27 protein-coding genes and 2 tRNA genes are annotated in these 26,622 nt (G+C 70.4%); 20 read left to right on the forward strand and 9 right to left on the reverse strand.

The window, feature by feature from the left end:
• Positions 1 to 83: 83 nt before the first annotated feature.
• Positions 84 to 1,412: a glycosyltransferase gene (locus FS532_RS00005; protein WP_144749268.1), complete on the reverse strand. Its 1,329-nt coding sequence runs from the start codon at positions 1,410 to 1,412 to the stop codon at positions 84 to 86.
• Between the two features lie 286 nt (positions 1,413 to 1,698).
• Here FS532_RS00005 and FS532_RS00010 point away from each other — a divergent pair, with 286 nt between their 5' ends.
• From FS532_RS00010 to FS532_RS00035, 6 genes are all read left to right on the forward strand, one after another.
• Positions 1,699 to 2,982, forward strand: coding sequence for an ABC transporter substrate-binding protein (locus FS532_RS00010; RefSeq protein ID WP_144749270.1), 1,284 nt, complete (start codon positions 1,699 to 1,701; stop codon positions 2,980 to 2,982).
• A 159-nt stretch (positions 2,983 to 3,141) separates the two neighbouring features.
• Positions 3,142 to 4,116 carry a carbohydrate ABC transporter permease gene (locus FS532_RS00015; RefSeq protein WP_079236366.1) on the forward strand — a complete coding sequence of 325 codons (975 nt, stop codon included), beginning with the start codon at positions 3,142 to 3,144 and terminating at the stop codon, positions 4,114 to 4,116.
• A gap of 44 nt (positions 4,117 to 4,160) precedes the next feature.
• Complete coding sequence (locus tag FS532_RS00020) at positions 4,161 to 5,024, forward strand: carbohydrate ABC transporter permease (protein ID WP_260852552.1); 864 nt, start codon at positions 4,161 to 4,163, stop codon at positions 5,022 to 5,024.
• Positions 5,025 to 5,029: 5 nt separating this feature from the next.
• A complete protein-coding gene (locus FS532_RS00025; protein WP_144749274.1) occupies positions 5,030 to 5,476 on the forward strand; it encodes a hypothetical protein in 447 nt (148 codons plus the stop codon).
• A gap of 20 nt (positions 5,477 to 5,496) precedes the next feature.
• A complete protein-coding gene (locus FS532_RS00030; RefSeq protein ID WP_144749276.1) occupies positions 5,497 to 6,498 on the forward strand; it encodes a LacI family DNA-binding transcriptional regulator in 1,002 nt (333 codons plus the stop codon).
• A gap of 53 nt (positions 6,499 to 6,551) precedes the next feature.
• A complete protein-coding gene (locus FS532_RS00035) occupies positions 6,552 to 7,187 on the forward strand; it encodes an MBL fold metallo-hydrolase (protein WP_144749278.1) in 636 nt (211 codons plus the stop codon).
• A 31-nt stretch (positions 7,188 to 7,218) separates the two neighbouring features.
• Here FS532_RS00035 and FS532_RS00040 read toward each other — a convergent pair whose 3' ends face one another.
• A complete protein-coding gene (locus FS532_RS00040) occupies positions 7,219 to 8,058 on the reverse strand; it encodes a DUF72 domain-containing protein (RefSeq protein WP_144749280.1) in 840 nt (279 codons plus the stop codon).
• Between the two features lie 102 nt (positions 8,059 to 8,160).
• Here FS532_RS00040 and FS532_RS00045 point away from each other — a divergent pair.
• The 3 genes from FS532_RS00045 to FS532_RS00055 all read left to right on the forward strand — a co-directional run bounded on the left by FS532_RS00045 (position 8,161) and on the right by FS532_RS00055 (position 8,860).
• Positions 8,161 to 8,236, forward strand: a tRNA-Glu gene (locus FS532_RS00045).
• A 73-nt stretch (positions 8,237 to 8,309) separates the two neighbouring features.
• Positions 8,310 to 8,382, forward strand: a tRNA-Glu gene (locus FS532_RS00050).
• A 64-nt stretch (positions 8,383 to 8,446) separates the two neighbouring features.
• On the forward strand, positions 8,447 to 8,860 hold the full coding sequence (locus tag FS532_RS00055; RefSeq protein WP_144749281.1) for a hypothetical protein: 414 nt from the start codon (positions 8,447 to 8,449) through the stop codon (positions 8,858 to 8,860).
• Between the two features lie 7 nt (positions 8,861 to 8,867).
• Here FS532_RS00055 and FS532_RS00060 read toward each other — a convergent pair whose 3' ends face one another.
• From FS532_RS00060 to FS532_RS00080, 5 genes are all read right to left on the reverse strand, one after another.
• Positions 8,868 to 10,334 (reverse strand): SDR family NAD(P)-dependent oxidoreductase, encoded by a 1,467-nt coding sequence (locus FS532_RS00060; protein WP_144749283.1) that lies wholly within the window; start codon positions 10,332 to 10,334, stop codon positions 8,868 to 8,870.
• 17 nt (positions 10,335 to 10,351) lie between these two features.
• A complete protein-coding gene (locus FS532_RS00065) occupies positions 10,352 to 11,425 on the reverse strand; it encodes a threonine aldolase family protein (protein WP_144749285.1) in 1,074 nt (357 codons plus the stop codon).
• 4 nt (positions 11,426 to 11,429) lie between these two features.
• The gene (locus FS532_RS00070) at positions 11,430 to 12,101 is read right to left on the reverse strand and encodes an SDR family NAD(P)-dependent oxidoreductase (protein ID WP_260852422.1); all 672 of its coding nucleotides are present in this window, start codon (positions 12,099 to 12,101) and stop codon (positions 11,430 to 11,432) included.
• On the reverse strand, positions 12,098 to 13,555 hold the full coding sequence (locus tag FS532_RS00075; RefSeq protein ID WP_144749287.1) for a DUF6421 family protein: 1,458 nt from the start codon (positions 13,553 to 13,555) through the stop codon (positions 12,098 to 12,100). Before FS532_RS00075 ends, FS532_RS00070 begins: the two co-directional genes overlap by 4 nt.
• Positions 13,556 to 13,699: 144 nt before the next feature.
• Positions 13,700 to 14,707, reverse strand: coding sequence for a TerC family protein (locus FS532_RS00080; protein ID WP_144749289.1), 1,008 nt, complete (start codon positions 14,705 to 14,707; stop codon positions 13,700 to 13,702).
• Positions 14,708 to 14,818: 111 nt separating this feature from the next.
• On the opposite strand from FS532_RS00080, the gene FS532_RS00085 reads away from it, so the two are divergent.
• From FS532_RS00085 to FS532_RS00100, 4 genes are all read left to right on the forward strand, one after another.
• On the forward strand, positions 14,819 to 15,226 hold the full coding sequence (locus tag FS532_RS00085; protein ID WP_144749291.1) for a RidA family protein: 408 nt from the start codon (positions 14,819 to 14,821) through the stop codon (positions 15,224 to 15,226).
• A 159-nt stretch (positions 15,227 to 15,385) separates the two neighbouring features.
• Entirely contained in the window at positions 15,386 to 15,850 is a 465-nt protein-coding gene (locus FS532_RS00090; RefSeq protein WP_260852424.1) for a fluoride efflux transporter FluC, read from the forward strand.
• Positions 15,847 to 16,221, forward strand: a complete 375-nt coding sequence (crcB, locus tag FS532_RS00095) for a fluoride efflux transporter CrcB (protein ID WP_144749293.1) — start codon at positions 15,847 to 15,849, stop codon at positions 16,219 to 16,221. The genes FS532_RS00090 and crcB overlap by 4 nt, the downstream gene beginning before the upstream one ends.
• Positions 16,218 to 16,823, forward strand: a complete 606-nt coding sequence (locus FS532_RS00100) for a histidine phosphatase family protein (protein ID WP_144749295.1) — start codon at positions 16,218 to 16,220, stop codon at positions 16,821 to 16,823. Before crcB ends, FS532_RS00100 begins: the two co-directional genes overlap by 4 nt.
• Positions 16,824 to 17,159: 336 nt before the next feature.
• On the opposite strand, the gene FS532_RS00105 is transcribed toward FS532_RS00100, so the two are convergent.
• Positions 17,160 to 18,227 carry an FUSC family protein gene (locus tag FS532_RS00105; RefSeq protein WP_144749297.1) on the reverse strand — a complete coding sequence of 356 codons (1,068 nt, stop codon included), beginning with the start codon at positions 18,225 to 18,227 and terminating at the stop codon, positions 17,160 to 17,162.
• A 159-nt stretch (positions 18,228 to 18,386) separates the two neighbouring features.
• Here FS532_RS00105 and leuC point away from each other — a divergent pair, with 159 nt between their 5' ends.
• The 6 genes from leuC (at position 18,387) to FS532_RS00135 (ending at position 24,875) form a co-directional block, all read left to right on the forward strand.
• A complete protein-coding gene (gene leuC, locus FS532_RS00110) occupies positions 18,387 to 19,826 on the forward strand; it encodes a 3-isopropylmalate dehydratase large subunit (RefSeq protein WP_144749299.1) in 1,440 nt (479 codons plus the stop codon).
• Positions 19,826 to 20,422: a 3-isopropylmalate dehydratase small subunit gene (gene leuD, locus FS532_RS00115; RefSeq protein WP_144749301.1), complete on the forward strand. Its 597-nt coding sequence runs from the start codon at positions 19,826 to 19,828 to the stop codon at positions 20,420 to 20,422. The genes leuC and leuD overlap by 1 nt, the downstream gene beginning before the upstream one ends.
• Positions 20,422 to 21,789 (forward strand): UDP-N-acetylglucosamine 1-carboxyvinyltransferase, encoded by a 1,368-nt coding sequence (murA, locus tag FS532_RS00120; RefSeq protein WP_144749303.1) that lies wholly within the window; start codon positions 20,422 to 20,424, stop codon positions 21,787 to 21,789. Before leuD ends, murA begins: the two co-directional genes overlap by 1 nt.
• A 101-nt stretch (positions 21,790 to 21,890) precedes the next feature.
• Positions 21,891 to 22,640, forward strand: a complete 750-nt coding sequence (locus FS532_RS00125; RefSeq protein WP_260852426.1) for a lysophospholipid acyltransferase family protein — start codon at positions 21,891 to 21,893, stop codon at positions 22,638 to 22,640.
• 91 nt (positions 22,641 to 22,731) lie between these two features.
• Complete coding sequence (locus tag FS532_RS00130) at positions 22,732 to 23,745, forward strand: NAD(P)H-dependent glycerol-3-phosphate dehydrogenase (protein WP_144750690.1); 1,014 nt, start codon at positions 22,732 to 22,734, stop codon at positions 23,743 to 23,745.
• A gap of 32 nt (positions 23,746 to 23,777) precedes the next feature.
• Positions 23,778 to 24,875 carry a D-alanine--D-alanine ligase family protein gene (locus tag FS532_RS00135; RefSeq protein WP_144749305.1) on the forward strand — a complete coding sequence of 366 codons (1,098 nt, stop codon included), beginning with the start codon at positions 23,778 to 23,780 and terminating at the stop codon, positions 24,873 to 24,875.
• A gap of 39 nt (positions 24,876 to 24,914) precedes the next feature.
• On the opposite strand, the gene FS532_RS00140 is transcribed toward FS532_RS00135, so the two are convergent.
• Positions 24,915 to 25,400 carry a DUF3515 family protein gene (locus tag FS532_RS00140; RefSeq protein ID WP_144749307.1) on the reverse strand — a complete coding sequence of 162 codons (486 nt, stop codon included), beginning with the start codon at positions 25,398 to 25,400 and terminating at the stop codon, positions 24,915 to 24,917.
• A gap of 24 nt (positions 25,401 to 25,424) precedes the next feature.
• Between FS532_RS00140 and thiL the strand changes: the two genes are divergently transcribed.
• The gene (gene thiL, locus FS532_RS00145) at positions 25,425 to 26,429 is read left to right on the forward strand and encodes a thiamine-phosphate kinase (protein WP_144749309.1); all 1,005 of its coding nucleotides are present in this window, start codon (positions 25,425 to 25,427) and stop codon (positions 26,427 to 26,429) included.
• The last annotated feature ends 193 nt before the right edge of the window (positions 26,430 to 26,622 follow it).

Here is a 26,622-nt window from a genome sequence, read left to right on the forward strand (position 1 = left end):
GCCCCGACCCACACGCACCCGCCGGCGGACGGGAGGCCCGCGGCGACACTGCCACGGGCCTCCCGTCCGTCGGACGGACGCGTCTAGGGCCGGAAGCGCCCCTCCTCGACGTCCCGCCAGAACCGACGGCTCCGGAAGTACGCCGCCGGGCCAGCCGGGAAGCCACGGAACTCGTGGTACGCCAGCGAGCGGGGGATCTGGGTCGTCGACGCCTCGGTGATGGTCTCCGCCGCCGCGTCCCGCTTCCCGCGCAACCGGGACACCAGCTGGGCGAGCTTGATCTTGCCGGCACGCGGCATCAGGCGCGCGAGCACGAGCGCGTGCCGCCGGTCCTTCGCGATCAGCTCGCACATCAGCGCCGTGAAGCCGACGCCGTTCGAGTGCAGCTGACCGTGCAGCCCCTCGAGGTCCTGGCGGTGCCGGTGGTGCACGACCGCCCTTGGTTCGAAGCCGATCCGGCCGCCGCCCCAGAGGATATCGATGAAGATCGCCAGGTCCTCGCCCCCACGTGCGGGCACGCCGGCACCGAGCACGGGGTCGAACCCGCCGACGGCGTCGAACGCGGAGCGGCGGACCGCCCAGTTCGCGCCGGCTCCGTAGCCGCCGATGCCGTAGATCGCGAAGTGCTTGCGGACGGTGCCGTCCGGTGCGATCGCGGAGGCCTGCGCGTGCCGCATCACGCCGGGGACGTCGTCCGGGACGATCGTCACCGGGTCGAAGGTGCGCTCGCCGCTGAAGCCGCCGTAGTAGGCCTCGTACCAGATCTGCGCGGGCGTCTCGAGCTCGACGGGCAGGATCATGCCCGTGACCGCCTGGACCTCGGGCTCGCGGACGAACCGGGTGCCGATCGAGCGGAGCCACTGCGGGTCCACGCGGACGTCGTCGTCGGTGAACGCGATGATCTCGCCCTTCGCCGCGGCGACGCCGGAGTTCCGGCCGACCGAGCAACCGGGGCGTCGCTCGGTGACGAGCCGCACGTTCCGCCCCTCGAGCAGCCCCGGGAGCGCGTCGATGTCGGGCACCTTCACGCGGTTGTCGACGAGGACGACCTCGTAGTCCGGGTAGTCCAGGTGCTCGAGGAAGTCGAGCAGCTTCCCGATGTCCTCCACACGGGCGACGATGGTCGACACGACGATCGAGATCATCGGCAGGTCCGCGTCCGGCACGTGGGCCGGGAAGGCGTCGACCGCGCCCGGGTGTCCGTCGACGAGCGGTGCGAGCGCGCGGGCTGCATCGGCCGGGTCCGCCGTGAGCAGCACGTCGAGGGTCGTGACCGGGAAGCCGTCGCGGTAGCCGACGACCAGCGCTGAGTCGCCGGTCTCGTCGGCGACGAGGGTCGGCAGCGGAGCGTCGAGGTCGACGCTGACGACCCGGCGTGGGCCGGGGACGGTGACGGGGGAGAGCAGGGCCATGCAGCGGACGCTACGGGGCCGGATCAGCGCGGACAACGGCGGGCTGACCCCGTGGCGGGGATCGTGCGGGGTTCCGCACTCGGTCGCCTCGACCGTCGTGAGCGCTCACCCAGGAAGTCACCGGAACTCCGAAGGTCACGCTCAGGTCACGGAATCTTTGCAACCGGTTGCGAAACGCCATGAGCGGGCGTAGCTTCCTCCACCAGCAGGCAGCGTCGCCTGCTCCAGGCAGCGTCGTCGACACCCGATCGACGTCACCTGGTGATCTCATCGAGGAGACATCGCTGTGAAGACAACACGCGCCAAGGTGCGGTTCGCGTCGGTAGCGGGGGTCGCGGTCATCGGCCTCGTACTCACCGGCTGCTCGAGCGGGAGCTCGGCATCGAACGACGCCCAGAACGGGCAGGACAGCCGCGGCCCGATCACGTACGTGCAGGGCAAGGACAACTCGAACGTCGTCCGACCGCTCATCGCGAAGTGGAACAAGGCACACAAGGACGAGAAGGTCACCTTCAAGGAGCAGTCCGACCAGGCCGACCAGCAGCACGACGACCTCGTGCAGCACTTCCAGGCGAAGGACGCCAACTACGACGTGGTCGACGTCGACGTCGTGTGGACGGCGGAGTTCGCCGCGAAGGGCTGGCTCACCCCGCTCACCGGCAAGATGAAGATCGACACGTCGAAGCTCCTGCCGGCGACCGTCAAGACGGCGACGTACAACGACACGCTGTACGCGGCACCGCAGACCTCCGACGGCGCGCTGCTCTACTACCGCAAGGACCTCGTCAAGACGCCCCCGACCACGTGGGCCGACATGATGAAGGACTGCGACATCGCGAAGCAGGCCGGCATCGGCTGCTACGCCGGACAGTTCGCCAAGTACGAGGGCCTGACCGTGAACGCCTCCGAGGCGATCAACGGCTCGGGTGGCTCGGTCCTCAACAAGGGCGGCACCCCGGACGTCGACACGTCCGACGCGAAGGCCGGTCTGCAGAACCTGGTCGACGCCTTCAAGGACGGGAACATCCCCGCCGAGGCGATCACCTACCAGGAGGAGCAGGGCCGCACCGCCTTCGAGGCCGGCAAGCTGCTGTTCCTCCGCAACTGGCCGTACGTGTACAGCCTCGCGAAGACCGACGGCTCGTCGAAGGTCAAGGACACCTTCGGCATCGCTCCGATCCCCGGCAAGGACGGCACCGGCGCCTCGACGCTCGGTGGTCACAACGCGGCGATCAGCGTGTACTCGAAGCACAAGGCGACCGCGCACGACTTCCTCGAGTACCTGGAGTCGAACGAGACGCAGAAGTTCTTCGCGACCCAGGGCTCGCTGGCCCCGGTCGTCGGTGACCTCTACACCGACTCCGAGCTCACCGCGAAGCTGCCCTACCTGCCCACGCTGCTCAAGTCGATCGAGTCGGCCGAGCCGCGCCCGGTCACGCCGTTCTACCCGGCCGTGACGAAGGCCGTCCAGGACAACACGTACGCCGCCCTCAAGGGATCGAAGAGCGTCGACGAGGCCCTGAAGGACATGCAGGCGGCCCTCAAGACCGCCACCAGCAGCGGCAGTTAGCCCGGAAGTACGCGGCGTTCGCCGCATCGGACTGGAGGCGCGGGTCGACCCCGCCCCGCGCCTCCAGTCCGCCCCATCCTGCGTTCCGACACCCGGCAAGGAGGCCGTCACGTGTCAGCAGCAACCGAGATCCCCGCAGCCATCCCCAACCCGACGGGGATGGAGCCGCAGAAGCGGCGCAAGGGCGGACTCAACGCCGAGCACGGCCGGTGGGCCGTGTACCTCATCGGCCCGACGATCGTGCTCCTCGCCATCGTCATCGGCTACCCGGTGGTCAGCGCGATCATCCAGTCGTTCCAGCTCGACGCCGGACTCGACAAGGCGACCGGCCTGTTCGTGCAGGGCGGCTTCGCCGGCGTCACGAACTACGTGCACTGGCTCGCCCAGCAGTGCGGCAACACGACGTGCCCGCCCGGCAGCATCGGCAGCCAGTTCTGGGTGTCGATGGGCAACACGTTCTTCTTCACCGTCGTGACGGTGCTCGCCGAGACGCTCATCGGCGTCTGGATGGCGATCATCATGAACCGCAACTTCAAGGGCCGCGCGCTCGTCCGTGCCGCGATCCTCGTGCCGTGGGCCATCCCGACCGCCGTGACCGCGAAGCTCTGGTACTTCATCTTCGACGCGAACGGTGTCCTCAACCACGTGCTCGGTCAGCAGATCCTCTGGACGAGCGGCGAGTGGGCGTCCCGGTGGGCGGTCATCATCGCGGACACGTGGAAGACCACGCCGTTCATGGCGCTGCTCATCCTGGCGGGCCTGCAGCTCATCCCGGAAGAGGTCTACGAGGCCGGCAAGATGGACGGAGCCTCCACCGTCCAGCGCTTCATGCTCATCACGCTCCCGCTGCTCAAGCCGGCGCTCATGGTCGCCGTCCTGTTCCGCGTGCTCGACGCGCTGCGCATGTACGACCTCCCCGCGATCCTCACCGGCGGTGGCGGTGGTTCGGGCAACGCGACCACCACGCTGTCGATCCTCGTGGTCGACCAGATCCGGCAGGGGTTCAACTCCGCGTCGGCACTCTCCACGATCACCTTCCTCGTGATCTTCATCGTCGCGTTCGTGTTCGTCCGGTTCCTCGGGGCGAACGTCGTGCAGACGCAGGCAGCCCAGCAGAAGGGTGAGCTCAAGTGACCCTCGCAGCCGACCGCCCCCGGTCCAACGCCCGTGCACGCGACATCGCCGTCGACCGTTCCGACGTACGGGTCCAACGTCACACGGGCTCGAAGCTCCGCACCGGGATCCAGGCCACCGTCATCGCGGTGTGGTGCCTGCTGCCGTTCTACTGGATGGTGGTGACGAGCTTCCGCGACGTCGGGTTCACCTTCGACGCCACGCCCTGGCCGACGCACGTCACGCTCGACAACTACGCGACGGCGTTCTCGACGGCGCTCGGCAACCACCTCGGCCGGGCGCTCGCGAACAGTCTGCTGATCGGCGGCGTGGTGACGATCATCGCCCTGCTCGTCGGCACGAGCGCGGCGTACGCCCTGGCCCGCCTGGAGTTCAAGGGCAAGTCGCTCATCGCCGGTGCGATCCTCGCCGCGTCGATGTTCCCAGGTGTCGCGCTCATCTCCCCGCTGTTCCAGCTGTTCACGGACATCGGCTGGATGGGCACGTACCAGGCGCTGATCCTGCCGAGCATCTCGTTCGTGCTGCCCCTCACCGTCTACACGCTCGCGAGCTTCTTCCGCGAGATGCCGTGGGACCTCGAGGAGGCCGCACGCATCGACGGGTGCACCCGTGTGCAGGCGTTCCGGCGGATCATCATGCCGCTGGCCGCCCCCGCCGTGTTCACCACCGCGATCCTGGCGTTCATCTCGTCCTGGAACGAGTACCTCATCTCGTCCCAGCTCTCGAGTGACGCCACCCAGCCGGTGACCGTCGCCATCGCGTCGTTCGCCGGGACGCAGCCGCACCAGGAGCCCTACACGGCGGTGATGGCGGCGGGGACGATCGTGACGATCCCGCTCGTGATCCTCGTGCTCGTCTTCCAGCGGCGCATCGTGGCCGGCCTCACCGCCGGTGGCGTGAAGGGCTGACGGCCATGGCACAACGTGCTCCGTCCCGCCCCACCGCCCGCATCGAGGAGGCGATCGGCTTCGTCGGGATGTTCGGGGTCCTGTTCCTCGGGGTCACGGTCTTCTGCGAGGTCACCGGGCGTCCGGCCCTCGGATGGGCGCTCACCCTGCTCGTGTGCGTGCTCGGCATCGTCGCCCTCGACCGGTGGCGGGTGTCGGTGCTCCGGCGCACGGCGTCGGTCGACGGCATCGGCGGCGCACCCGCGGCACCGGCATCCACGGCACCGGCACGGGCACCCCGGTCCGCCGTGGTCCCGTCGACGGCGCCCCCCGTCGGCGCCCGCGTCCACCGGCACGTCGGCTGGGACGAGCTCGCACCGGCCGGCCGGCGGCAGACCCGCGCGACGCGACCCGTCGTCGCGCCAGCGCGGACCGGCCCCGCGGCCGACGTGACCCGGTCGTCGGACGGCTGACGGGCCTCCAGACAGTGGCCATGGGGATCCAGGAGATCGCGACCGTCACCGGCCTGTCCAAGTCGACGGTGTCCCGCGCACTGCGGGGCATGTCGACGGTCGCCGACTCCACCATCGACCAGGTGCGGCGGGTCGCCGACGAACTCGGGTACGTCCCGAGCTCGGCGGCGGCCGGCCTCGCCACCGGACGGCAGCGCGCCGTCGGGGTCGTCGTGCCGGTCATCGACCGGTGGTTCTACGTGAAGGCGCTCGGCGGGGTCGACGCCGAGCTGCGGCGGGCCGGGTACGACCTCGTGCTGTACAACCTCGGCGGACCGGGGGGCGACCGGGACCGGGCGTTCCGACGGTCCATGCTCCGACACCGCGTCGACGCCCTCGTGCTGCTCTCGCTCGTGCTCGACGAGACCGAGCGCGCCGAGCTCGAGCTCGCCCGGCACCCGATGATCGTGATCGGCGGGCCGGCCGCAGGCCTGCGGAACGTCGGGGTCGACGACGTCGTCGTCGCCGGGATCGCCGTCGACCACCTCTGCGGACTCGGGCACCGGGACGTCGCCTACGTCGGTGGGCAGGACGAGGCCGGGATGAACGTCGCCGTGCCCTGGCTCCGACGCGACGGGTTCGTCGACGCGATGGCCGCCCGTGGTCTCGGCGTGCGGGACGAGTGGGTGCTCGACGGACGGTTCTCGTTCGCCGGTGGTGTCGACGCCGGCGCAGCGCTCTTCGGGGGTGGGCCGCGACCGACCGCGGTGTTCTGCGCATCCGACGAGATGGCGCTCGGTGTGGTGCTCGCCGCCCGCCGCGCCGGACTCGCGGTACCGGAGGACGTGTCGGTGATCGGCATCGACGGCCACGAGTACGGCGAGGTCGTCGGGCTGACCACCGTCGCCCAGGACCCCGAGGCCCAGGGCCGGACAGCCGCCCGGGCCGTGCTCGCCGAGGTGGACGGGGCGGCTGCGCGGGCACTGCCGGCGGCGCCGGCGCACCTCGTGGTCCGGGCGACGACGGGGCCGCCGCGGGCGTGAGGTGTCGCGCGCGCCCGGCGCCGCGGGCCCGCAGCCCGCGTAGGGTCGGCCGCATGGAGGTCACCAAGCTCGAACACGCCTGCCAGATCGTCACCGAGGGAGACGCTCGCCTCGTGATCGACCCCGGCAACTTCACCCGCCCGGTCGAAGCCGAGGGCGTCGTCGCCGTCGTCCTCACCCACGAGCACCCGGACCACGTCACACCGGAGCAGCTCGCCGGGATCGTTTCGCGCAACCCCGACGCGGTCGTCATCGGCCCGGCCGGGGTCGCCACAGCGATCGCCGAGACCGGGATCCCGATCGACGTCGTCACGGACGGTGACCAGCGCACGGTCGGCCCGTTCGACCTGACCTTCCACGGCACCCGCCACAACGTCATCCACTCGAGCATCCCGGTCATCGACAACACCGGCGTCCTCGTGAACGGCAGGCTCTTCTACCCGGGCGACTCGTACACCGACCCGGGCGTCCCCGTCGAGGTGCTCGCCGCGCCCGTCGGCGCCCCGTGGCTCAAGGTCGCCGAGATGATGGACTACGTCACCGCGATCGCGCCCCGTCGCGCGTACCCCGTCCACGAGGCCACGCTCTCCGAGATCGGCTACGGCATGCACACCGGTCGACTGCGTGAGGTGGTCGAGCCCGACGGCGAGTTCGTGCTGCTCGCGCCCGGCGAGCCGCTCACGGTCTGAGCGGGTGCGGCGGACTCCCTGGAGGCACGGATCACCCGCCGCCGTCGGCCCGCCTGCGCAGACGGTCGGCGACGAGGCGGTCGAGCGCGAGCGCGTCCCACGGCGCGTGCCGCTCGGCGTCGTTGTCGAAGTACACGAACGTGTCCCGCCCGGCGTCGAGGTGATCGACGATGGTCGTCGCCCACCGCCCGAGAGCCTGGGGAGAGTACCCGTCGTGGTAGGTCCGCGGCGCACCGTGCAGGCGGAGGTACGCGATCGGAGCGCCGGTGTCCGCCCGGAACCGCGGGAAGTCGCCCGCGTGTGAGTCGACCAGGGCGACACGGTGGCGCCGGAGCACGTCGAGGTGGTCGTCGCCGAGGCCCGCGGCCCGGACCTCGAGCGCGTGATCGATCCGTCGGGACGGTTCCTCGGCGTGGACCGACGGGTCGGCCACCTTGTCGTCGTGGCGTTCGGCGAGTTCGGCGGCGGAGCCCTGGGTCCGGGGAAGCAGCGCGAGGAACTCGTCGAGCACCTCGGGCGTCGGCAGGAGGGCTTCGGGGAGCTGCCAGAGGACCGGTCCGAGCGTCGCACCGAGCTCGAGCGGGCCGGACGCGAAGAAGTTCGCCAGCGCCGTGTCGACGTTCCGGAGCCGCAGCATGTGGGTGACGTACCGCCCACCCTTCAGCGCAAAGCGGAACGAGGGCGGCACCGATGCCCGCCATGCGCGGTACCGCTCCGGGCGCTGGAGCGAGTAGAACGACCCGTTGACCTCGACCGTCCGGAACCGTTCGGCCGCGTACTCGAGCCGGCGTCGCTTCGGCACTCCGGCCGGGTAGAAGTCGCCGCGCCAGGAGTCGTACTGCCAGCCTGACAGACCGATCCGCAGCGTCATCGATCCACCGTATTCCGACCGCGGCATGACGGCACACCCGGGCGACACGCCTCGTTTTGGCAGGGCGAGGGGCTTGTGCAATACTTGTCGAGTTGTCGGAACGGCCCCATCGTATAGCGGCCTAGTACGTCGCCCTCTCACGGCGGTAACGCGGGTTCGAATCCCGCTGGGGTCACCACAGGTGGCTTGCCTCCGACTCCGGCAACGAGCACGAGACCCCCGCTCCAGGGCGGGGGATTCGCATGTGTGACGGCCCCATCGTATAGCGGCCTAGTACGTCGCCCTCTCACGGCGGTAACGCGGGTTCGAATCCCGCTGGGGTCACACCGACACGAAAGCCCTCCGGTCCGCCGGGGGGCTTTCGTCGTTCCTCGGCTACCGTGGCCGCATGAGCGACTTCTTCATCGCGGGGAGCTGGCGCAACCGGGATGCCGTCCTCCAGGTGGTGGGAGCACTCGAACGCACCGGAGCATCGACCTACAGCTTCGTCCGAACGCAGTACGACGACGACGCGTCTGCGTTCGCAGCGCCGGGCGGAGCGGACGAGGCGGCACTCGACGACCCGGGGATCCGGGAGCTCTTCGCGCAGGACCTCGAGGCCCTCCGCGAGGCCGATCAGTTCGTCCTCGTACTCCCGGCCGGTGCCGCGGCGCACATCGAGGCAGGGATCGCGTTCGGCCTCGGGAAACGGTGCTTCGCGGTGGGCCCGGTGGACCGATCTGAGACCCTCTACCGGATCTTCGACGCGATGACGGCGGACGCTGCGGGGCTCGTCCGACACCTCGACGCCGCGGAGCGCTGACGATCGGTCACCACGAGCTCGGCCGGTAGTCCTTCAGGAACACCCCGAACAGGTCGTCGCCGGACTCGCCCCGGACGATCGGGTCGTACACGCGGGCGGCGCCGTCGACGAGGTTGAGCGGGGCGTGGAAGCCCTCTTCTGCCAGCCGGACCTTCGTCGGGTGCGGGCGTTCGTCGGTGATCCAGCCGGTGTCGACGCTCGTCATCAGGATGCGGTCCGTCTCGAACATCTCCTGGGCGCTCGTGCGGGTGAGCATGTTCACGGCGGCCTTCGCCATGTTCGTGTGGGGGTGCCCCGGTCCCTTGTACGCCCGGCCGAACACCCCCTCCATGGCACTGACGTTCACCACGTACGTCCGGTCCGCAGGGCTGGCCGCCAGTGCGGGCCGGAGCTTGGAGATGAGGATGAACGGCGCCGTGGTGTTGGCCAGCTGGACCTCGAGCATCTCGAGGGGGTCGACCTCGTCGACGTGCTGCGTCCAGGAGTTCACGTCGTGCAGGTCCGGGACGAGACCGCCGGCGTCGATGGCGGTGCCCGTGGCGAGGCGTTCGAGCGAGCTCGACCCCGGAGCCATTGCCAGCTCGGTGAGTTCGTCGGCCCGGGCGGCGGCCGCGGCCAGGATCGGGTGCGCCGAGACCGAGCGGGCGAGCGCCTGCGGGTGCTGGTCGTTCGTGTGGCCGAAGGTCACGAGCTCGGGCAGTGGTCCGTCCGGCAGCGGCGCGAGTTCGGCGTCGACGAGGGGCTGGTACGCGCCGGTCGACCGGCGCACGGTCTGGGTGGCGTTGTTGATCAGGATGTCGAGCGGGCCGGCCGCGGCGACGTCGTCGGCGAGACCGATGACCTGAGCGGGGTCGCGCAGGTCGATGCCGACGACCTTGAGGCGCGAGATCCACTCGGCGGAGTCGGGGAGGCTCGTGAACCGGCGGACCGCGTCGCGCGGGAACCGCGTGGTGATGGTGGTGTGCGCACCGTCCCGCAGGAGCCGGAGCGCGATGTACATGCCGATCTTCGCGCGTCCGCCGGTGAGCAGGGCGCGCTTGCCGGTCAGGTCGGTCCGGGCGTCGCGCTTGGCGTGGCTCATCGCCGCGCACGAGGGGCAGAGCTGGTGGTAGAAGGCATCGACGACCGTGTACTGCTGCTTGCACATGTAGCACGGGCGCGACTTGAGCAGGGTGCCTGCGGTCGACGCCGTGGTCGAGGAGCTGATCGGGACCCCGCGGGTCTCGTCGTCGATCCGGTCGGCGGCCCCGGTGGCGGTGGAGGCGATCACCCGGCGGTCGGCTTCGGCGATGACCGCCCGCTTCTCGAGTCGGTGTGCTCGCTTGACCGCCTTGAACATCTTCGCCGTCGCCTGGCGGACCCGCACGAAGTCGGGGTGCGTCTCGTCGATGGACGGCATCTGCTCGAGGACCCGGAGCGTGACGATCAGGTCCTCGGGGAGGATGCCGCTGGGTCCAGGGGTCTCGGAGATCACACGAGATTCTACGTGCGTCAGACCGCGTCGAGCTCCCGCGTCAGTGCGGCCACGAAGTCGTCGATGTCCTGCTCCGACGTGTCGTACGCGCACATCCACCGCACCTCGTTGCGGCTGGCGTCCCAGTCGTAGAACCGGAAGTGCTTGCGCAGGCGTTCGGCCACCCCCGCGGGCAGCGTCGCGAACACCCCGTTGGCCTGGGTCTCCTGGCTGAACCCGACGCCCTGGATGCTGCCGTCCGCGATCCCGGCCTCGAGTGCACCGCGCAGTCGTGTGGCCATCGCGTTGGCGTGGCCCGCAGACCGGAGGTACAGGTCGTCGGTGAGCAGCGCGATGAGCTGCGCTGAGACGAACCGCATCTTCGACGAGAGCTGCATGTTCATCTTCCGGAGGTAGTGCAGGCCCTCGGACGCCGCCGGGTTCAGCACGACGATCGCCTCGCCGTAGAGCATCCCGTTCTTCGTGCCCCCGAAGCTCAGCACGTCGACGCCGGCGTCGGTCGTGAAGTCGCGGAGGGGAAGGCCCAGGGTCGCCGCGGCGTTCGAGATGCGGGCGCCGTCCATGTGCAGCGTCATGCCGAGCGCGTGGACGTGGTCGGCGATCGCGCGGATCTCCTCCACGGTGTACGCGGTGCCGAGCTCGGTGGTCTGGGTGATCGACACGACGAGCGGCTGGGCACGGTGCTCGTCACCCCAGCCCCAGGCCTCCTTGTCGATGAGCTCGGGGGTGAGCTTGCCGTCGGGTGTCTCGACGGGCAGGAGCTTGATCCCACCGATGCGCTCGGGTGCGCCGGCCTCGTCCGTGTGGATGTGCGCGGTCGTGGTGCAGACGACGGCACCCCAGCGGGGGAGCATCGACTGCAGGCCCACGACGTTCGCGCCCGTGCCGTTGAACACCGGGAAGGCTTCGGCCTGCGGACCGAAGTGCTCCTGGACCACCTCGCGCAGCCGTGCCGTGTAGACGTCCTCGCCGTACGCGATCTGGTGGCCGTCGTTGGCCGCGGCGATCGCGTCGAGGATCTCGGGGTGGACGCCGGCGTAGTTGTCGGAGGCGAAGCCCCGCAGGTCCAGGTCGTGGAGTCGAAGGGTCACGGATTCATCCTAGGGAGGGTGGGGAGAGGGGGATGCGGGCGCCGTTCACGTCCGCCGGTGACGCCGACCAGAGCCGGACGACCTCGTCGGCGAGGCGGTCCTCGAGGCCGGCCAGGGACCGGACGACGAACACCGTGGCGGCGGCGTTCGGTGCGTCCTTCCGGAACCCCTGGGCGACGGCGCGCACCCAGGCGTCGCCCGCGGCCTTCGCGGCGGCGTAGTTGGCGGCCCCTGCGGTGGGGGAATCGACGGCGGTGGACGACACGAAGGCGAGCCGGCCGGCCGGGGACGCCACGAGGTCGTCGACGAACACCCGCGTGGTGTTCCGGAGCGTGCGGAACGCCCGGTCGAAGAACGCCCAGTCGTCGTCGGACTGCCCCGCGATGTCGCCCCCGCCGCGCCAGCCACCGACCAGGTGGACCAGGCCGTCGATGCGGCCGGACTCGGCGTGGACGGCCGCCGCCAGCGCGGTGACCGCACCGAGGTCCGAGAGGTCGCACGTGTGGGTGGTGACGCCCGGGACGGACGCCTGCAGTGCCTCCAGGGCGTCGGGTCTGGTGCCGACCGCGACGACGGCCGCACCGGCGGCGGTGAGTGCGCGCGCGACCGCTGCGCCGCTGGCGCTGGTCGCACCGGCGACCAGCACCAGGCGGCCGGCGAGGGAACCACCGGTCACGCGGCGACGTCCTCGACGGACGAGGCCCCGGTGATGCCGGCCGTCGACGCGATCACCGTCGCCATCTTCTTGTTGAGCGCCTCGTAGAACATCGAGAGCGGGAACTCGTCGTCGAGCACCGCGTCGGTGTAGCCCTTCGGTGGGCCCGCGAGTGTCTCGGCGGGGAGACCGCGCGCCCAGGCGGAGGCCGGGTGCGGCGTGAGCGTCCGGGTGAGCATCTCGTACGCGGCGAGCCAGTGCGCCGACTTCGGCCGGTCGATGGAACGCCAGTACAGCTCGTTGATCTCGTCGCTGAGGGCGATGATGACGTCCGGGACGGCCTGCCAGTCGATCGTGAGCCGCGTGTCCGTCCAGTGCAGGACGTCGTGCTGGTGCATCCACGCGAACAGGAGCTGGCCGCCGAGCCCGTCGTAGTTCCGAACGCGGCTGCCCGTGATCGCGAACCGGAAGATCCGGTCGAAGACGACGGCGTACTGCACCAGCCGTGCGTGGTCACGGATCGCGCGATCTGCGTCGGACAGTTCGTCGTCCGGCCGCGACGACAGTTCCCGTTCCAGACGCACCGATTCGCGGAATGCGGTCAGATCGCAACGCAGTTCTTCGAGCGAGTAGAGGAAGAACGGCATCCGCTGCTTGATCATGAACGGGTCGAACGGCAGGTCACCGCGCATGTGGGAACGGTCGTGGATGATGTCCCACATCACGAACACCCGCTCGGTCAGTTCTTGGTCGTCGAGCATTGCCGCAGCGTCGTCGGGGAGGTCCAGTTTGGTGATCTCCGCGGCGGCGCGGACGACCCGGCGGTAGCGCGCGGCTTCGCGGTCCTGGAAGATCGCGCCCCACGTGAACGTCGGGATCTCGCGCATCGCGACCGTCTCCGGGAACAACACGGCGGAGTTGGTGTCGTACCCCGGCGTGAAGTCGACGAACCGCAGAGCGACGAACAGTTTGTTGCCGTAGTCGCCGGCCTCGAGTTCGGCGATGAAGTCCGGCCAGATCACCTCGACCAGGACGGCCTCGATCAATCTCGAGGAACTGCCGTTCTGCGTGTACATCGGGAACACGACCAGGTGTCCGAGTCCGTCGACACGGTGCTGCTGGGGCTGGAATGCATTGAGGGAATCGAGGAAGTCGGGAATGCCGAACCCCTCGTCGGCCCACCGTCGGAAATCGTTTTGGACCGCCTCCAGGAACGACGCGTCGTGCGGGAAGAAGGCGGCCAGTTCGGCGATGGCCGGGAGGATCGTGGCCAGGTGCGCGGTCGCGGTCGCGTGGTCCGACTGGTCGGGGACCGAGCCGTCCTCCGTCTGCAGCGCACGGAACGACACGACGGCGGCCTTCAGCCGCAGCCATGCGGGGTGCGCGGCGAGCGCACGGACGGTCGGGTTGTCCTCGACGACCTCGGGTTCTCCGACGATGGCGTCCTGCGAGAACCTCTGGACGAACTGCGACATGTCGAACCTCCCGTCGTTGGGTTTCCCCCGAGCCTAGGGAAGATCGGCGGACGCATTCTTGCCCGTTTCCGGCGAAGTCGTGCGTGCATGTCGGTTCTACGCGCCGCCTGGAGCGCGCCGCGCAAGAAAGCGTTGCTGCGAGCGTCAGTCGGACGTGCGCGGGGCGTTCGAGGCCTTCGTCCGGGCGTCGTCACGGCGGACCCGGACGACGCTGGCGACGGTCGAGACGGCCATCGCGCCGACGATCACCAAGAGGGACACCGTCGTGCTGATCTCCGGCGCCCACTCGATGTGCTCGCCACCGTTCAGGAACGGCAACTCATTGGCGTGCAGCGCGTGCAGGACGAGCTTGACGCCGATGAAGGCGAGGATGAACGCGATGCCGTACTTCAGGTAGACGAGCCGCTCGAGCAGACCCCCGAGCAGGAAGTACAGCTGCCGCAGGCCCATCAGGGCGAAGACGTTCGCGGTGAAGACGATGAACGCGCTCTCGGTGATGCCGAAGATCGCGGGGATCGAGTCGAGCGCGAAGAGCAGGTCGGTCGTGCCGATGGCGATGAGGACGACCAGCAGCGGCGTGAAGTGCCGCACGCCGTCCTCGGTGGTCCGGAACTTCATCCCGTCGAAGGTGTCGGTGATCCGGACCCGGCGGCGCAGCACGCGGACGATGAAGCTGTCCTTATCGTCGTCCTCGTCTTCACCACGCAGCTGCTGGATCGCGGTCCACACCAGCCACGCGCCGAAGATGTAGAAGATCCAGGAGAAGTCCTCGATGAGCTGCGCGCCCACCAGGATGAAGATCCCGCGCAGCACGAGCGCGATGATGATGCCCAGCATGAGGACCTCTTGCTGGATCGTCTTCGGCACGGAGAAGCGCGCCATCAGGATGACGAAGACGAAGAGGTTGTCGATGCTCAGGCTGTACTCGGTCAGCCAGCCCGCCAGGAACTGCCCGGCCGGCTCGGTCCCGGCGAACACCAGCATCGCGACGGCGAACACCAGCGCCAGACCCACGTATATGCCGACCCAGACCGCCGACTCCCGCAGCGTCGGCACGTGCGGGCGCCGGGCCACGATGAGGAGGTCGGCGAGCAGGATCAGAACGAGCGCGATGATCGAGCCGACTTCGAACACGAGCGGGAGCTCGGGCATGCGGAGCACTCCTAGGGGCAGGGGAGGGACGGACGGCCGGAGGGTCGCCATCGTTCCAGTCTCCCGGAAAGTCCGGGCCGCTGTGACCGCGCGCTCTGTCAGGCTTGCTCCGTGACCAGTGTCGTGCAGCTCATCCGCTCCACCGCCCTCAGCGACGTCGCCGAGTACGCCTACGCCGCGACCGCCCCCGCCGATGCGCGACTGGTGTTCCTCGCCGGCGCCTGCCCCCTCGACGCCGACGGGGCGACCGTGGCGGTCGGGGACGTCCGCGGGCAGGCCACCCAGTGCGTGGAAAACCTCCGGACGGCGCTCGCTGCTGCCGGAGCCGGAATCGAGGACCTCGTGCAGACCCGCGTGCTCGTCGCGTCGTCACGCCAGGCGGACCTCGTCGCAGCGTGGGAGGTCGTGCGCGCCGCGATGGGGGACCACGACGTCCCGAGCACACTGCTCGGTGTGACCGTCCTGGGCTACGACGACCAGCTCGTCGAGCTCGAGGGCACCGCAGCGGTCGTTGACTGACCGATCGACGGCACGGTGCACCGTCGCGGTACGCTGACGGGGTCGTCAGACCCGGCAGTGGGGCCTGCCGGACCCAACCGCGGACAGCCGCCAACGGTCCCTATCCCGAGAACACCGCACGCGCGGAGACGATCCGGCGTGCTCGGCGATAGGAGCACCGTGCCCGGCGAACGCCCACCCCACCTCCGCTGGTCGATGCTCGGCCTCGTCGCGCTCGGCGGCGCGATCGGCACCGCCGTCCGTGCGCTCCTCGCCGAGGCGTTCCCCGCGCACGACGGGATCAGCTGGACGATCCTGGCGATCAACGTCGTCGGGGCGTTCTGCCTCGGACTCCTGCTCGAGGCGCTCGCCCACCGTGGCCCCGACGTCGGTCGGCGTCGCACGTTCCGGCTCGTCGTCGGCACCGGCGTCCTGGGTGGGTTCACGACCTACAGCACGCTCGCGGACGACACGGCGCAGCTCCTCGACGCGGGGCACTGGACGGCGGGTGGCGGGTACGCCCTGCTCACCGTCGTGCTCGGGCTGCTCGCCGTCGGCGCGGGCGTCCTGCTCGCCGGGGCCGTCCGTCCGAAGCGGGCCGTCCGTCCGAAGCGGGCCGTCCGCTCGAAGGGGGGCGCACAGTGAACGCCGTCGAACTGGTGCTCGTCGCGGTCGGCGGGGGAGTCGGTGCCGCGCTCCGGTTCCTGCTCGACGGCCTCGTCAAGGCCCGGGTGACCGGCTTCCCGCTCGGCACCCTCGTCATCAACGTCTCCGGATCCCTCGTCCTCGGGCTCCTCACCGGCCTCGGGCAGGCGGGAACGATCCCGCTCCAGTCGGTCGCCGTGCTGGGAACGGGCATGATGGGTGGGTACACGACGTTCTCGACGGCGAGTGTCGAGACCGTGCAGCTCCTCCGATCCGGCAAGCCCCGGCTCGCCGTCCTGAACGGCCTCGGGATGCTCGTCGTCTCGGTCGGCGCAGCCGCGCTCGGCCTCTGGCTCGGAAGGAACACATGACCTCGGAACGCCCCGGCGAACTCGTCCTCGTCCGTCACGGAGAGACGGAGTGGTCGAAGAGCGGGCAGCACACCGGCCGCACGGACATCCCGCTGACGGACAACGGCATCGAGCAGGCGAAGCGCGCCGGCCGGTACCTGGCGGACCGCACGTTCGCGTTGGCGCTGTCGAGTCCGCTGCAGCGCGCCCGGGACACTGCGGCGCTCGTCGGCGTCGATCCGGACCTCGACGAGGACCTGCTCGAGTGGGACTACGGCGCGTACGAGGGGCTCACGACGCCGCAGATCAAGGTGCTCCGGCACGGCCCGTGGGACCTCTGGACCGACGGGGTCCCGGCCGGTGACACGCCCGGCGAGAACGCCGCCGAGGTCCGGGTCCGCGTCGAGCGCATCCTCGATCGTGCCCGTCCGGTGCTCGCTGACGGGCAGGACGCGATCGTCGTCGCCCACGGGCACGTCCTCCGCGCCCTCGGTGCCGCGTGGATCCGGCTCGCGCCGCAGGACGGTGCCGTCCTGAAGCTCGGGACCGCGTCGGTGAGCGTGCTCGGGTACGAGCACGGCCGCCCGGTCATCGACACCTGGAACCTCCAGCCACGCGACTGACGCGGGCGTCGCGGCCGCACTGTGCGAGGTTCCGTGTCCCGTGGGACCCACGCGACTTCGCACACCGCGCGGAACCTCGCGCGCTGCGGAGCCCTCGCGCGGCGCGACCGTGCCGGCGCCTCGCGCGAGCGCCGCGTCACCACCTGACGGACGGGAGGCCCGTGGCGGGACCGCCTCGCGCCTCCCGTCCGACGTCCGCGCCCGTTCTCTCCCAGAACGCGCGGGATGGAAAGTGGAAACGGGCGTACCTGGTCGGAAGGAACGACCAGGTACGCCCGTTTCCACCGGGGAGACGGCGCGACGGCGCGACGGACGCGACAGACCCGATGGACGCGCTCAGACCGTGCGGATCGCGCTCGTCGCGCCGAGCGCCCGGCCCCGGCGACGCTCGATCGCCCGGCCCACCAGGAGCAGCGCGACGCTCACGAGGGCACCCAGGGTGGTCTGCGCGACGCGATCCAGTGCGAGGAGCTCCGGCGCCTCCGGCAGGCTCAGCCACGACACCGCGAGTGCGAGCGGCGTGAGGAACAGCAGCGTCACGGCGTAGTTCCGGGCGACGAAGATCTCGGCGAAGAACTGCCCGATGACGGCGATCACCACGATCCACCACGCCGAGGGCTCGAGCAGCAGGATCCCCACTGCGATGACCGTGCCGCCGATCGTGCCGATGAAGCGCTGGAACGCCCGGACGACCGTGTGCCGCTGCCGGAGCGCCGGCAGCGTCGACACCACAGCGATGACCGCCCAGTACGGGTGCCCGAGCCACGGGATGGTCTCGGCGACCGCCCCGGCCACGAGGGCCCCGACCACGTTGAGGCCGACGGTCTCCCACAGCGCGGGCGTCCGCAGCACGGCGAGCGAGCGGTGCTTGCGCGGCGCGAGCGGGCGGAAGCGGTGCGGTGCCCGCGGGTGGAACACCAGGCGGAGGACCGACCCGGACATCGCGACCAGCCAGGCCCAGACGACCGAGCACACGATGATCGTCGCGACGAGCGGCAGATCAGACTGCTTGAGCGGCACGAGGGCCGACACCACGAACGCGAACGTCGGGAAGATCGGCTGCGCGGGGATGGTCTGCAGGGCGCTCAGCGTGCACACCGCGAAGACGAGCACCGCGACGAGCCCCACCGTCTGCAACCAGAGCTGCGAGCCGGCGAGCGAGACCGCGACCCCGGCGAACATGCAGAGCGCCTGCATCACGCCGGCGACCCCGGTGGTGACCGCGCGCTGCCAGTAGGGCTCGGTGGCGCCGAAGATCGCGGTGAACCCGGCGAACATGGCGAACGCCGCGTAACCGGGCATCCCGAGGGCGATGAGCAGGGCGAGGGGTGCGCCCCCGGCGATCGCGGCGCGTGCTGCGCCTTCGAGGTTCACGGTCCGGGTCGAGTGCACAGGTGTCGTCATGTCGCGACCATCTTCCCACCGCGACAGGTGTCGCGGACTCGACCCGTGCCTCCAGGCCGACCTGTGAAGACGGACGCACGTTGGTATACCAAGCTGCTAGACTCGCCCGATCACGCCGCGACAGCGGCGCCGGACGACGAGAACGAGGAGGTCGAGGTCATGGGAAAGACGCTCGCCGAGAAGGTGTGGGACGACCACGTCGTGGTCAAGGGCGAGGATGGGAACCCGGACCTCCTCTACATCGACCTCCACCTCGTGCACGAGGTCACGAGCCCGCAGGCGTTCGACGGCCTGCGTCAGGCCGGCCGTCCGGTGCGGCGCCTCGACCTGACCATCGCGACCGAGGACCACAACACCCCGACCCTCGCGATCGACCGCCCCATCGCGGACCCGACCAGCCGCATCCAGATCGAGACCCTCCGTCGCAACTGCGAGGAGTTCGGTGTCCGCCTGCACTCGCTCGGCGACAAGGAGCAGGGCATCGTCCACGTCGTCGGTCCGCAGCTCGGCCTGACGATGCCCGGCATCACGGTCGTCTGCGGCGACTCGCACACCAGCACCCACGGCGCGTTCGGCGCGATGGCGTTCGGCATCGGCACGTCCGAGGTCGAGCACGTCCTCGCGACGCAGACCCTGCCGCTCAAGCCCTTCAAGACGATGGCCATCACGGTCGAGGGCACGCTGCGCCCGGGCGTCACCGCGAAGGACATCATCCTCGCCGTCATCGCGAAGATCGGCACCGGCGGCGGGCAGGGCTACGTACTCGAGTACCGCGGCTCGGCGATCCGTGCGCTCTCGATGGAGGGGCGCATGACGATCTGCAACATGTCGATCGAGGCCGGTGCCCGCGCTGGCATGGTCGCCCCCGACCAGACCACCTACGACTACGTCCAGGGTCGCGACCACGCCCCGACCGGCCAGGATTGGGACGACGCCGTCGCGTACTGGGACACCCTGTCGACCGACGACGACGCCGTGTTCGACGCCGAGGTCTTCATCGACGCCGACGAGCTCGAGCCCTTCGTGACCTGGGGCACCAACCCGGGCCAGGGCGTCTCGCTCTCGGAGAACGTGCCGAACCCCGCCGACTACAGCGACCCGAACGACCAGGCCGCCGCACAGCGCGCGCTGGAGTACATGGACATCGCCGCCGGTACCCCGATGAAGGAGATCGCGGTCGACGCGGTGTTCATGGGGTCGTGCACGAACTCACGGATCGAGGACCTCCGGGCCTTCGCGTCGATCATCCAGGGCCGCAAGAAGGCCGACGGGGTGCGGGTCATGGTCGTGCCGGGGTCCGCCCGGGTCCGGCTCGAGGCCGAGGCCGAGGGGCTCGACGTCGTGATCAAGGAGTTCGGCGCCGAGTGGCGGTTCGCCGGGTGCTCGATGTGCCTCGGCATGAACCCCGACCAGCTCGCACCGGGGGAGCGCTGCGCGAGCACCTCGAACCGCAACTTCGAGGGGCGCCAGGGCAAGGGCGGGCGCACCCACCTGGTGTCGCCGCTCGTCGCCGCCGCCACCGCGATCCGCGGCACGCTGTCCAGCCCGTGGGACCTCGAGAACTCCGAAGTGGAAACCGTCCTGGAAGGGGCCATCTGATGGACAAGATCACCACCGTCACCGGCATCGCCGCGCCCCTGAAGCGGTCGAACGTCGACACCGACCAGATCATCCCCGCGGTCTACCTCAAGCGGGTCACGAAGACCGGCTTCGAGGACGCCCTGTTCTCCGGCTGGCGGCAGGACCCGGAGTTCGTGCTGAACCAGCCCGAGTACCAGGGCGCGAAGGTGCTCGTCGCCGGTCCGGACTTCGGCACTGGGTCAAGCCGCGAGCACGCCGTCTGGGCGCTCCGTGACTTCGGCTTCGCGGTCGTCATCTCGCCCCGGTTCGCCGACATCTTCAAGGGCAACGCGGGCAAGCAGGGCCTGGTCACCGCGATCGTGACCGAATCGGAAGTCGAGGCGCTCTGGGCCGAGATCGAGCGGAACCCCGGGGTGTCCGCGACGGTCGACCTCGTGGGCCAGCGCGTGTCGCTCGGCGATGTGGACATCCCGTTCGAGATCGACGCTTACACTCGTTGGCGGTTGATGGAAGGGCTCGACGACATCGGGCTCACCCTCCGTGACGAGACCTCGATCACGGAGTTCGAATCCCGCCGCTCCAGTTGGCGGCCGAAGACATTGCCGGTGAAGTAGTGAACTCTCTCGTACAGGACGCAGCAGCCGCCGGGGCGCGCGTGGGCCTCAAGTCGGACGAGATCGTCATCCGCGGGGGCAAGCCGCTCGTGGGGCGGATCGAGGTCCGCGGGGCGAAGAACCTCGCGACCAAGGCCATGGTGGCGTCGCTGCTCGGTGACACCCCGTCGATCCTCAAGGACGTCCCGGACATCTCCGACGTCAAGGTCGTCCGCGGGCTGCTCGAAGTGCACGGCGTGCGCATCACCGATCCTGCACGAGGCGAACTCATCCTCGACCCGTCGAACGTCGAGTCGGCGCACTTCGCCGAGATCGACGCCCACGCGGGTTCGAGCCGCATCCCGATCCTGTTCTGCGGCCCGCTGCTGCACAAGCTCGGCGAGGCCTTCATCCCCGACCTCGGCGGCTGCCGCATCGGCGACCGTCCGATCGACTTCCACCTCGACGCGCTCCGCGCGATGGGCGCCGTCGTCGACAAGCAGGTCAACGGGATCCACCTGACCGCGCCGAACGGCCTCAAGGGCGCGTACATCGAGCTGCCGTACCCGAGCGTCGGCGCGACCGAGCAGGTCCTGCTCTCCGCGACCCTCGCCGAGGGCGTCACGGAGCTGCGGAACGCCGCGATCGAGCCCGAGATCATGGACCTCATCGCGATCCTGCAGAAGATGGGCGCCATCGTCTCGGTCGAGCCGAACCGCGTGATCTTCATCGAGGGCGTCCAGTCGCTCCGCGGCTACACGCACCGCGCGATCAACGACCGCAACGAGGCCGCCAGCTGGGCCTCCGCCGCGCTCGCGACCAACGGCGACATCTTCGTCGAGGGCGCGAAGCAGCAGGAGCTCATGACGTTCCTCAACGTCTTCCGCAAGGTCGGCGGCGGGTTCGACATCCAGGAGGACGGCATCCGGTTCTACCGGGAGCTCGAGACCCTCAAGCCCGTCGTCATCGAGACCGACGTGCACCCCGGCTTCATGACGGACTGGCAGCAGCCGCTCGTCGTCGCCCTGACGCAGGCCGAGGGCCAGAGCATCGTGCACGAGACCGTGTACGAGAACCGCTTCGGCTTCACCGACGCCCTCAACGAGATGGGTGCCGACATCGTCGTGCACAAAGAGGGGCTGCCCGGTCACGACCGTCGCGTCGCCCGCCGTCCGTTCGAGCAGGCCGCGGTCGTCACCGGCCCGACGACGCTGCACGCCGCGAACGTCCGGGTCCCCGACCTGCGCGGCGGCTTCAGCCACCTCATTGCGGCGCTGACCGCTGAGGGCGAGTCGCACATCACGAACGTCGGCATCATCAGCCGCGGCTACGAGCACTTCATCCCGAAGCTGCGGAAGCTCGGGGCCGACTTCGACTTCGCTGGTTGAGCGCGGTGTCGGCTCCGCAGTCGGGTGACGGTCCGTCGCGTCCTGGTGACGGCCTGGAGGCGCGTGGTGCGTCCGGCACGTCGGTCGCGACCGGCTTGCCGGTGCCTGGGCGACGATGGAAGCGCGGGGAACTCAACCGCGCGTTCCGCATCACCGCCTCGGTCGTGATCCCGGTCTTCCGGTTCTCGTCGAACTACCACTGGGTGGGCCCGAACCGCCTGCCGGAGGACGGTGCGTTCGTGCTCGCGCCGAACCACTTCACGAACATCGACCCGCTCGTGGTCGGCACCGCCGTGTACCTCAGCCGACGTGCGCCGCGGTTCCTCGCCAAGGCGTCGCTCTTCAAGGTCCCCGTCTTCGGCAAGCTCATGTCCGGCATGGGGCAGATCCCGGTCGAGCGCTCCGGTCGCACGCGGTTGAGCGACCCGCTCGGCGGCGGGCGGTCGCTCATCGAGCAGGGCGGGGCGATCATCGTCTACCCCGAGGGCACGCTCACCCGTGACCCGGACCTGTGGCCGATGCGCGGAAAGACCGGCGCGGTCCGGATCGCGCTCGAGAACGACGTGCCGCTCATCCCGATGGCCCACTGGGGCACGCAGGGGATCATGGCGCGGTACTCGAACAAGCTCCGGCTGTTCCCGCGTTCGCGCGTGGACGTCATCGTCGGCGACCCCGTCGACCTGTCCGCCTACCGCGGGCGGCCGATCGACCAGCAGATGCTCGTCGAGGCCACCGAAGTGCTCATGCAGCGCATCACGGCGCTGCTCGAGCAGCTCCGCGGCGAACAGGCACCGGCGACCCGCTGGGACCCGGCGGCGAACAACCAGAAGGAGACCGGCAAGTTTGAGTGACCAGGGACCGGGCCTCCGCCCGCACGAGGACCACCCGGACCCCGCGGTCGCCGCTCCGGGCGCGGTCGACACCGCTGCGATCCGCGTCGTCATGCAGTCGACCGACAAGCCGCGTGTCGCCGTCATCGGTGCCGGCAGCTGGGGGACCACCTTCGCGAAGGTCCTCGCCGAGGGCGGTGCGCAGACCGTGCTGTGGGCCCGCCGCCCCGAGGTCGCGCGCGAGATCACCGAGACGAAGCGGAACTCCGAGTACCTGCCCGGCATCAACCTCCCGCGCACCCTCACCGCGTCGACGTCGCTCGAGTCGGTGCTGTCCGGCGCGGAGCAGGTCTACGTCTCGGTGCCGTCGCAGTCGCTGCGGTCGAACCTCGCCGCCATCCGTGACCTGCTCGGCCCCGACGTGCCCGTCGTCAGCCTGATGAAGGGCGTCGAGAAGACGACCGGGCTGCGCATGAGTGAGGTCCTGCACGAGGGCCTCGGCCTCGACCGCGACCGGATCGCCGTGGCGAGCGGGCCGAACCTCGCCCTCGAGATCGCCCGACGGCAGCCGACCGCGGCAGTGGTGTCCTCGACCAGCTCGGAGACCGCCAGCGCCGTCGCCGCCGTCGCGACGAACCCCTACTTCCGCTCGTTCATCAACACCGACGTGATCGGCACCGAGTTCGGCGGCGTGCTGAAGAACCTCATCGCCGTCGCGATCGGGATCGTGGACGGCGTCGGCTACGGCGAGAACACGAAGGCCTCGATCATCACCCGCGGCCTCGCAGAGATGACCGACTTCGCGGCGTCGTTCGGCGCCCAGCCATCGACACTCGCCGGGCTCGCCGGGCTCGGCGACCTCATCGCCACCTGCCAGTCGCCGCTCTCGCGGAACAACACCGCCGGGCGCCTGCTCGGTCAGGGGTACCGCTTCGACGAGGTCGTGCGGCAGATGAACCAGACCGCCGAGGGTCTGGCGTCCGTCGCCCCGATCCTCGAGCTGGCCGCGGCCAACGGCGTCGACATGCCCATCGTGGGGCAGGTCGCCGAGGTCCTCGCGGGTAGGCTCGATCCGCGCAACATCGCGCCGCACCTCACCGAGACCGACGAGCCCCAGGGCGAGTGACCGGTCCGGTCCCGACCACCAGGGGGACTGCCATGCCCACGATCGCTCCCGCTCCGACGACCGTCGCCGTGCTGTTCGGCGGCCGTTCCAGCGAGCACGAGATCAGCTGCGTGACCGCCGGCGGCATCATGGACGTCGTCGACCGGTCCGTGTACGAGATCGTCCCCGTCGGCATCACGAAGGACGGCGCGTTCACGCTCCAGCCCGACGACCCGGCGCAGCTGGCGATCCGCGACGGCGCGCTGCCGACCGTCCCGGACAACGGCACGCGCGTTGCCTTCCCGACGTCGCCGGCCACGAACGAACTGGTCGTGTCGCACCCGGACGGCTCGGTCACGACGATCGCCGTGGACATCGTCTTCCCGATCCTCCACGGCCCGTTCGGCGAGGACGGCACGGTGCAGGGGCTGCTCGAGATCGCCGGCCTGCCGTACGTCGGCGACGGGGTGCTCGCCAGCGCCCTCGCCATGGACAAGCACGTCGCGAAGGCCGTCCTCGAGCACGCCGGTCTCCGTGTCGCGCCGTGGACCACGGTGCTCCGCCGTGAGTGGGCTGCCGACCCGGTGGACGTTGCCGAGGCCGTCGCGGCGCACGGCTGGCCGCTGTTCGTGAAGCCGGCCCGCGCCGGGTCGAGCATGGGCGTGTCCCGTGTCGACGAGCCGTCGCAGCTCGGTGCCGCGATGGCCCTGGCGTTCGAGCACGACTCCAAGGTGATCGTCGAGCCGCGGGTCATCGGCCGCGAGGTCGAGGTCGCCGTGCTCGAGGGTCGCGACGGCGTCCCGCGCACGAGCCTGCCCGGCGAGATCGTCGTCGACGAGGCCGGGTTCTACGACTTCGAGTCGAAGTACCTCGGCGGGGACGAGTCCCTGCTCTGCCCGGCGCCGCTCACCGAAGCGCAGACGGACGAGATCCGGTCGATCGGCGCCCGCGCGTTCGAGGCGATCGGCGGCGCCGGTCTCGCCCGGGTCGACTGCTTCCTGACCGATGACGGTTTCGTCGTGAACGAGGTCAACACCATGCCGGGGTTCACCCCGCTGTCGATGTACCCGCGGTGCTGGGCGGCCTCCGGGGTCTCCTACGCCGAACTCGTGGCGGAGCTCATCGAGCTGGGGCGCGCAGCGGTCCGCTGACCTGAGGTGGGCAGCGGTCCGCTGACCGGCGGGCTGGTGTCAGCCCTGCACCTCGGACGCGTCGAGGCACTTGTGCCCGTCCTTCGGCAACGTCGAGACAGCGTCCGTCAGGTCCTGGACGACCTGCGACGTGGTCAGGGACGTGTCGATGACCACCTGCACGGCGGGGGAGCGGCCGAACGTCGTGTAGACGATCTGCTTTCCGCGGTCGTCCCGGATCCAGTCGACGCCGCCCTGGTCGAAGCAGGGCAGGTCGGACACCGTCGGCACCGTGACGCCGCAGTGGTAGATCGCCGCCTCCGGGTCGCCCCACGCGGCGGTCGACTGCGCGTTGGTGTTGCGGAGGTCGAACTTCGTGTCGACGGCGGCCGGCAGGCGCACCTGGGCCGCGGCGCACGCGGCAGCGTTCGCGGAGGGTGCGGGAGACATCGCGACGGCGTTCGTGCAGCCCGTCAGCCCGGCGGCGAGTGCCACGACGACGCCCAAGATCGCGATCGTCCGGGAGGGTCGGCGCACGGTGTCCATCGACGTCCAGGCTACCGTTCTCGTGTGGACGCGACGTACGACGCCTGGGCCGGACCGACCGTGGGGGACCTCGGTGAACTCGTCGTCCTCGACCGCATCGTGCGACGGCTGCCCGCCGGCTCGCCGCTGCTCGGCCCCGGTGACGACTGCGGAGTCGTCGCCGCCCCGGACGGCCGGTTCGTCGTGACCACCGACATGATGGTCCACGGTCCGGACTTCCGGTGGGCGTGGTCGTCGCCCGAGGACGTCGGCTGGAAGGCCGCCGCCACTAACCTCTCCGACGTCTGTGCGATGGGCGCCGTGCCGTCCGGACTCGTCATCGCGCTCGCGGCGCCCCAGGACACCCCGGTCGCGGTCCTCGAGTCCTTCGCCGACGGGGTGCGCCTGGCCGTGGACGCCCTCTCGCCGGGCTGCGGCGTGGTCGGCGGGGACCTGTCCACCTCGGCGACGTTCACGGTGTCCGTGACGGCGTTCGGTGATCTGCTCGGACACGATCCGGTGCTCCGGTCCGGTGCCCGCGTCGGCGACGTCCTGGCCGTGTCCGGCGAGCTCGGCCGAGCGGCTCGCGGCCTGACCCGGCTGTTCCACGAGGGCGTCGACGCCGCCGGCGAGCCGTCCCGTGCCGCGACGCTCGCGAGCGGCGCCGATGCCGACCCGGACGTCGCACGACAGCGGCGCCCGGTGCCGCCCATCGCCGACGGGCCACTGGCCGCCACCACCGGTGCGACGGCGATGCTCGACCTCTCCGACGGCCTGGCGATCGACGCCGGGCGGCTCGCCCGCGCCAGCGGGGTGACGCTCTCGCTCGAGGCCGCGCTCGACGGTGCTGTCCTCGACGAGGTCGCGCTGCACGGCGGCGAGGACCACGGCCTGCTCGCGACCTTCCCGCCCGACACAGCGCTGCCCGGGGGCTTCCGACGGATCGGCGTCGTGCTCGACCGCGGCGACGCGGACCTCGTGCGCGGGGGTGTCGCCGTGCCGACGACCGGCTGGGATCCGTACGCCGACTGGGACGGCGCCGCCGGCTGACGAGCCGGCAGGCGCCGGCGCCGTCCCGGAACGACATCGTCGATGTCGTACGACAGCGGATTCGTCGCTACCGCGCGCCTGCGACTGTTGCACGGGCGTGCTTGCGACATCGCGGACGTCGTACGACAACGGAGACGTCGCTTCAGGGCGACAGCCAACAGGCGCGCGACGACCGCGCCGCGCCCCCGGCGGC

Origin of the sequence: Curtobacterium pusillum (genome assembly GCF_007673235.1) — a bacterium.
Lineage (GTDB): Bacteria > Actinomycetota > Actinomycetes > Actinomycetales > Microbacteriaceae > Curtobacterium > Curtobacterium pusillum_C.

Excerpts from the sequence above, each read along its gene's own strand:
- FS532_RS00040 (WP_144749280.1), bottom strand. The coding sequence starts at position 8,058 with ATGACGCTGCGGATCGGTCTGTCAGGCTGGCAGTACGACTCCTGGCGC.
- FS532_RS00075 (WP_144749287.1), bottom strand. The coding sequence starts at position 13,555 with ATGTCGCAGTTCGTCCAGAGGTTCTCGCAGGACGCCATCGTCGGAGAA.
- FS532_RS00035 (WP_144749278.1), top strand. The coding sequence starts at position 6,552 with ATGGAGGTCACCAAGCTCGAACACGCCTGCCAGATCGTCACCGAGGGA.
- leuC (WP_144749299.1), top strand. The coding sequence starts at position 18,387 with ATGGGAAAGACGCTCGCCGAGAAGGTGTGGGACGACCACGTCGTGGTC.
- FS532_RS00080 (WP_144749289.1), bottom strand. The coding sequence starts at position 14,707 with ATGCCCGAGCTCCCGCTCGTGTTCGAAGTCGGCTCGATCATCGCGCTC.
- FS532_RS00005 (WP_144749268.1), bottom strand. The coding sequence starts at position 1,412 with ATGGCCCTGCTCTCCCCCGTCACCGTCCCCGGCCCACGCCGGGTCGTC.
- FS532_RS00105 (WP_144749297.1), bottom strand. The coding sequence starts at position 18,227 with ATGACGACACCTGTGCACTCGACCCGGACCGTGAACCTCGAAGGCGCA.
- FS532_RS00030 (WP_144749276.1), top strand. The coding sequence starts at position 5,497 with ATGGGGATCCAGGAGATCGCGACCGTCACCGGCCTGTCCAAGTCGACG.
- FS532_RS00015 (WP_079236366.1), top strand. The coding sequence starts at position 3,142 with ATGGAGCCGCAGAAGCGGCGCAAGGGCGGACTCAACGCCGAGCACGGC.
- FS532_RS00130 (WP_144750690.1), top strand. The coding sequence starts at position 22,732 with ATGCAGTCGACCGACAAGCCGCGTGTCGCCGTCATCGGTGCCGGCAGC.
- FS532_RS00025 (WP_144749274.1), top strand. The coding sequence starts at position 5,030 with ATGGCACAACGTGCTCCGTCCCGCCCCACCGCCCGCATCGAGGAGGCG.
- leuD (WP_144749301.1), top strand. The coding sequence starts at position 19,826 with ATGGACAAGATCACCACCGTCACCGGCATCGCCGCGCCCCTGAAGCGG.
- FS532_RS00135 (WP_144749305.1), top strand. The coding sequence starts at position 23,778 with ATGCCCACGATCGCTCCCGCTCCGACGACCGTCGCCGTGCTGTTCGGC.
- FS532_RS00100 (WP_144749295.1), top strand. The coding sequence starts at position 16,218 with ATGACCTCGGAACGCCCCGGCGAACTCGTCCTCGTCCGTCACGGAGAG.
- FS532_RS00055 (WP_144749281.1), top strand. The coding sequence starts at position 8,447 with ATGAGCGACTTCTTCATCGCGGGGAGCTGGCGCAACCGGGATGCCGTC.
- FS532_RS00140 (WP_144749307.1), bottom strand. The coding sequence starts at position 25,400 with ATGGACACCGTGCGCCGACCCTCCCGGACGATCGCGATCTTGGGCGTC.